Annotated in this window: 6 protein-coding genes; all 6 read left to right on the forward strand. The window is 39.8% G+C overall.

Translation table 11 applies throughout. The features are described from left to right. Positions 1-169: 169 nt before the first annotated feature. On the forward strand, positions 170-1,183 hold the full coding sequence (locus tag B7700_RS08450) for a virulence RhuM family protein (protein ID WP_001004339.1): 1,014 nt from the start codon (positions 170-172) through the stop codon (positions 1,181-1,183). A 185-nt stretch (positions 1,184-1,368) separates the two neighbouring features. Further along, complete coding sequence (locus tag B7700_RS08455; RefSeq protein WP_084888297.1) at positions 1,369-2,535, forward strand: tyrosine-type recombinase/integrase; 1,167 nt, start codon at positions 1,369-1,371, stop codon at positions 2,533-2,535. A 160-nt stretch (positions 2,536-2,695) separates the two neighbouring features. Then, positions 2,696-3,640 carry a magnesium transporter CorA family protein gene (locus B7700_RS08460; RefSeq protein WP_000815623.1) on the forward strand — a complete coding sequence of 315 codons (945 nt, stop codon included), beginning with the start codon at positions 2,696-2,698 and terminating at the stop codon, positions 3,638-3,640. An 11-nt stretch (positions 3,641-3,651) separates the two neighbouring features. Next, the gene (locus B7700_RS08465; protein ID WP_000078011.1) at positions 3,652-4,329 is read left to right on the forward strand and encodes a DUF1129 domain-containing protein; all 678 of its coding nucleotides are present in this window, start codon (positions 3,652-3,654) and stop codon (positions 4,327-4,329) included. Between the two features lie 138 nt (positions 4,330-4,467). Continuing rightward, a complete protein-coding gene (locus B7700_RS08470; RefSeq protein ID WP_084888300.1) occupies positions 4,468-5,502 on the forward strand; it encodes a S66 family peptidase in 1,035 nt (344 codons plus the stop codon). 105 nt (positions 5,503-5,607) lie between these two features. Next, the gene (locus B7700_RS08475; protein ID WP_000166114.1) at positions 5,608-5,871 is read left to right on the forward strand and encodes a SemiSWEET family transporter; all 264 of its coding nucleotides are present in this window, start codon (positions 5,608-5,610) and stop codon (positions 5,869-5,871) included. Positions 5,872-6,000: the final 129 nt, after the last annotated feature.

Consider the following 6,000-nt stretch of genomic DNA (forward strand, 5'->3'; position numbering starts at 1 on the left):
CATTTAAAAAGCGACTTACACCATACCCACGCGCCACAATGTTAAACAATCCTGAAGCGCGTGGATTCTCGGGCTTCGCTCAAGCTTCAAGTCTATATTAGCCCCATATCTACTAATTTTATTGATGTCAACAAATGTCAACCACTTACAATGTTTTAGAAAGGATCTCATGAACGAATTACAATTCTTAATCTATACTGCTGACAACGATAGCGAGACAGCTAGTGTCATCATCAAAGGCGAAACGATTTGGGCTAGTCAGAAAGAAATGGCTAGACTTTTCGATGTCGGTGTTCCTGCAATTAGTAAGCACTTAAAAAATATCTTTGAAGAGGGAGAATTAGAAGAAAAGGTGGTTGTTTCCAAAATGGAAATAACCACAAAACACGGTGCAATTGCTGATAAAACCCAAACTAAGGATGTCAGCTACTACAACCTTGATGCCATCATTTCAGTTGGTTACCGTGTCAATTCCCAAAAAGCTACGAGATTTAGACAGTGGGCTACTTCGGTACTTCGTGAGTACATGATAAAAGGGTTCGCCATGGATGACAACCGTCTGAAACAAGGCGAAAACTTGCTGGAAAAAGACTATTTCCGTGAGCTCTTGGAGCGCGTGCGTTCTATCCGAGCTAGTGAGCGTCGTATATGGTTGCAGATTACAGATATTTTTGCAGAAATCTCTATCGACTATGACCCACAAAGTACGTTGACTAAGCAATTCTATGCTGATGTACAGAATAAGTTTCATTATGCAATCACTGGCCAAACTGCTGCTGAAATTATCTACACGAAAGCTGACCATACAAAAGACAACATGGGACTTACAACATGGAAAAACTCCCCTAATGGTCGCATACTGCAAGCAGATACCCAAATAGCAAAGAATTACCTTTCAGAAACAGAAATCCGCTCCCTTGAAAGAGGAATATCTAGCTATTTTGATTACCTGGAAAGACAGATAGAACAGCGAAAAGCTCAGACAATGCAACAACTAGCCCAAAGCATTGACCGCTTTTTGACTTTCCAAGAATACGATATTTTAGAAGGTCATGGGAAAATCACTTCCAAGGTTGCGAAAGATAAAGCAAAAGCAGAATACCAACTATTCAACAAAACTCAAAAGATAAACTCGGACTTTGAAAAAACTTTAAAACAGCTAACTGACGATAAAAAACTTTAAATACAAGCCTGTTTACTATAAACAAGCCCATATTAACCCCATATCCGCCTTGTTTCCAACTCTGGTATTATTTACCGCCTGACTCTTTAAAATCGAATGTGGGGCAATCTATGAAGCCCTAGCATGATATAAAACCTTTTTGATAATAGCTTGCCTGCTGATGTATTTTAGAAAGGTTTATCATCATGAAAATAACTGAAGTTATAAAAAAAGACGGTAGTAAAGTCTATCGTGCTAATGTATATCTAGGAGTTGACCAGGTAACAGGAAAGAAAGTCAAAACCAAGGTAACAGGTCGGACACAAAAGGAAGTAAAACAGAAAGCCAATCAAGAAAAAATAGCTTTTCAGAAAGCAGGATCTACCAGACAAAAGGCTAGCACCATAAAAAACTATCAAGAATTAGCCAATCTCTGGTTAGAAAGTTATAAGAATACGGTTAAGCCAAACACTCAAGGCAATGTTAGAAAGCTAATTGATAATCATATATTGCCTATTTTTGGGGCTTACAAGCTCGATAAGCTCACTACTCCACTTATCCAGTCTATTATCAACGAACTTGCTGACAAGACCAATAGAGGGGAAAAAGGGGCTTTTCTACACTATGACAAGATACATGCTTTAAACAAACGTATCTTACAATATGGCGTAACCATGCAAGCTATACCGTCCAATCCTGCGCGTGATGTTGTTTTACCTCGTAACACTCAGAAAGCAAAGCGCCAAAAGGTAAAACACTTTGAAAATCAAGAACTAAAAAAGTTTCTTGGTTATCTCGATAATTTAGATAGCGATAGATATCGTTACTACTATGAGACAACGCTCTATAAGTTCCTATTGGCTACTGGTTGCCGTATCAATGAAGCTTTAGCTCTTTCCTGGTCTGATATAGACTTAGATAATGCCGTTGTGCATATTACCAAAACACTAAATCGGGATTTAGAAATCAATAGCCCAAAATCTAAGGCTAGTTATCGGGATATAGATATAGATCAAGCGACTGTTAGCATGCTGAAGCAGTACAAACTACGCCAAACTAAAGAGGCCTGGAAGATAGGACAACGTGAAAGCGTGGTATTTTCGGATTTCATTCATGAGTATCCTAGCAGTTCAAGGCTTAAAAGAAGATTGCAAACACATTTTAAGCGTGCTGATGTTCCTAACATTGGCTTTCACGGATTCCGTCACACTCACGCTAGTCTCTTACTTAACTCTGGAATACCATACAAGGAACTCCAGTACCGCCTAGGTCATTCCACTTTATCAATGACCATGGATATATATAGCCACCTCTCAAAAGAGAACGCAAAAAAAGCAGTCTCATTCTACGAAACTGCACTAAAAGCACTATAGGGGGAGCAAAAAGGGGAGCAAATTCAAAAATCAACGTTTCAAGACAAAGCAAAAAGCCAATTATAACGGTGTCTTTGTAAGATTTTATTTGAAAAAAGCCGATTTTGTAGTATAATAGTACGGTGTGAAAAAATCTGAAAAATGAGAAAGGATAAGGGATATGAAACAAGTTTTTCTCTCTACAACAACTGAATTTAAAGAGATCGATACACTTGAACCGGGTACTTGGATCAATCTCGTCAATCCGACTCAAAATGAATCACTCGAAATCGCCAACGCCTTCGATATTGATATTGCTGACCTTCGGGCACCGCTCGATGCGGAAGAAATGTCTCGTATTACCATTGAAGACGAGTATACCCTGATTATCGTAGACGTTCCAGTCACAGAGGAAAGAAATAACCGCACCTACTACGTAACCATCCCGCTTGGTATTATCATCACCGAGGAAACCATTATCACTACGTGTTTGGAACCATTACCGGTCCTCGATGTCTTTATCAACCGTCGATTGCGTAATTTCTATACCTTCATGCGTTCGCGTTTTATCTTTCAGATTCTTTATCGCAATGCAGAGCTTTACCTAACAGCCCTTCGTTCGATTGATCGTAAGAGTGAACAGATTGAAAGTCAACTGCATCAATCAACTCGAAATGAAGAATTGATTGAGCTCATGGAATTGGAAAAAACCATCGTCTATTTCAAGGCCTCCCTCAAAACAAATGAGCGTGTGATTAAGAAATTGACCAGCTCAACCAGCAATATCAAGAAATACCTTGAGGACGAAGACCTGCTTGAAGATACCCTAATTGAAACCCAACAGGCCATCGAGATGGCAGACATTTATGGAAACGTCTTGCATTCTATGACAGAGACCTTCGCCTCTATCATTTCTAACAACCAGAACAACATCATGAAAACCTTGGCCCTTGTGACCATCGTCATGTCCATCCCAACCATGGTCTTTTCTGCCTACGGGATGAACTTTAAGGATAATGAAATCCCCCTAAATGGTGAGCCGAATGCCTTCTGGTTAATCGTCTTTATCGCCTTTGCTATGAGTGTCTCGCTCACTCTCTATCTCATCCATAAAAAATGGTTCTAAGAGGAGTTCCTATGTCTCAGATTGATCTACAAAAATTAACCAAGAAAAACCAAGAGTTTGTCCACATCGCTACCCAACAATTCATCAAAGATGGAAAAACAGACGCTGAAATCAAGGCTATTTTTGAGGAAGTTATTCCCCAAATCCTTGAAGAGCAAGCCAAGGGTACGACTGCTCGTTCCCTCTATGGCGCACCGACCCATTGGGCTCATAGTTTCACTGTCAAGGAACAATATGAAAAAGAGCATCCAAAAGAAAATGATGATCCAAAACTCATGATTATGGACTCAGCTCTTTTCATCACTAGCCTCTTTGCCCTCGTCAGCGCCCTCACAACTTTCTTTGCGGCAGATCAAGCTTTCGGCTATGGATTTGTCACTCTCCTGCTAGTTGGACTGGTTGGTGGATTTGCCTTCTACTTGATGTACTACTTTGTTTACCAATATTATGGACCAGATATGGACCGCAGTCAACGCCCACCTTTCTGGAAATCTGTACTGGTTATCCTAGCTTCTATGTTCCTTTGGTTGCTTGTCTTCTTTGCAACAAGCTTCCTACCAGCTAGCCTTAACCCAGTACTTGCTCCATTGCCACTGGCTATTATTGGAGCAGCCCTCCTAGCCCTTCGCTTCTATCTCAAGAAACGCTTGAACATCCGCAGCGCAAGTGCAGGACCAACACGCTATTAAGAAGAATCATAAAAGCAACTGCACCAGCGGTTGCTTTTTCACTTGCTTGCCTACAAGCTTCCCTCTACCCTTTTCCCTATAGTTTTCTCCCATCTTTTATGATAAAATAGGCTCAATCAATTTCTAGGAGGAAGAAATATGGTTTCTACTATTGGTATTGTTAGTTTATCTAGTGGCATTATCGGAGAGGACTTTGTCAAACACGAAGTGGACTTGGGTGTCCAACGTCTCAAGGACCTGGGACTCAATCCTATCGTTTTGCCCCATTCGCTAAAAGGATTAGACTTTATCAAGAACCATCCTGAAGCTCGTGCAGAGGATTTGATTCATGCCTTTTCTGATGATAGCATCGATATGATCCTATGTGCCATCGGTGGAGACGATACCTATCGCCTACTACCTTATCTTTTTGAAAATGACCAACTACAAAAGGTTATCAAACAAAAAATTTTTCTTGGCTTCTCGGATACAACCATGAACCATCTCATGTTGCATAAACTAGGAATCAAGACTTTTTATGGTCAATCCTTCTTAGCAGACATTTGTGAATTAGAAAAAGAAATGCTAACCTATAGCCTTCACTACTTTAAAGAATTGATTGAGACGGGAAGAATCTCAGAAATCCGCTCTAGTGACGTTTGGTATGATGAAAGGACTGACTTCAGTCCCAAGGCTCTGGGGACACCTCGTGTCAGTCATACAAATACCGGTTTTGAGTTGTTGCAAGGAAATGCCCAGTTCGAGGGAAAAATCCTCGGTGGTTGCCTCGAATCCCTCTACGATATCTTTGACAACTCTCGATACGCAGATAGCACGGAGCTCTGTCAAAAATACAAACTTTTCCCTGACTTGTCAGACTGGGAAGGAAAAATCCTCTTGCTAGAAACAAGCGAAGAAAAGCCTGAGCCAGAAGACTTCAAAAAGATGTTGCGAACTTTAAAAGACACTGGCATATTCGAGGGCATCAGTGGACTCCTGGTCGGAAAACCTATGGATGAAACTTTCTATGACGACTATAAAGAGGCACTATTGGATATCATTGACAGCAATATCCCGATTATCTATAATCTAAATGTCGGCCACGCAACTCCAAGAGCCATTATTCCCTTCGGAGTCCACGCCCACGTAGATGCAAAAGAGCAAGTCATTCGCTTTGACTATAACAAAAAATAAATAGTTTCTCTATTTTTGTGCTTTTGTATTGGTTTTCGTTACAATTTGTATCTGAATTTATTGCATTTCGCTAATTTCTATGATATCCTTTTGAAGGAGGTGTATATGACAAAACAAAAAATTAATCGAATCGTAGGTTCTATTGGTGCCTTTATTGGAATTATAGTATTTATTGCCTACATACCTCAAATTATCGCTAATTTACAGGGAAATAAAGCTCAACCATTTCAACCTTTATCAGCTGCTATATCTTGCTTAATCTGGGTTATTTATGGATGGACAAAGGAACCTAAGAAGGATTGGATACTAATCATTCCAAATTCAGCTGGTGTTATTTTAGGTGGAATCACTTTTTTGACTTCACTCTAACAAATCTAATAGTATATATAAAAAGCTGGGAAAAATTGTACTGACCCCAAAAAGTTAGACAATTAATTTAAGCAAAGGATTTAGTTCTGTATTGTACAGGGCTAAGTCCTTTTAGTTTTACCTTAATTC

Source organism: Streptococcus mitis, assembly GCF_002096755.1.
GTDB lineage: Bacteria > Bacillota > Bacilli > Lactobacillales > Streptococcaceae > Streptococcus > Streptococcus mitis_AC.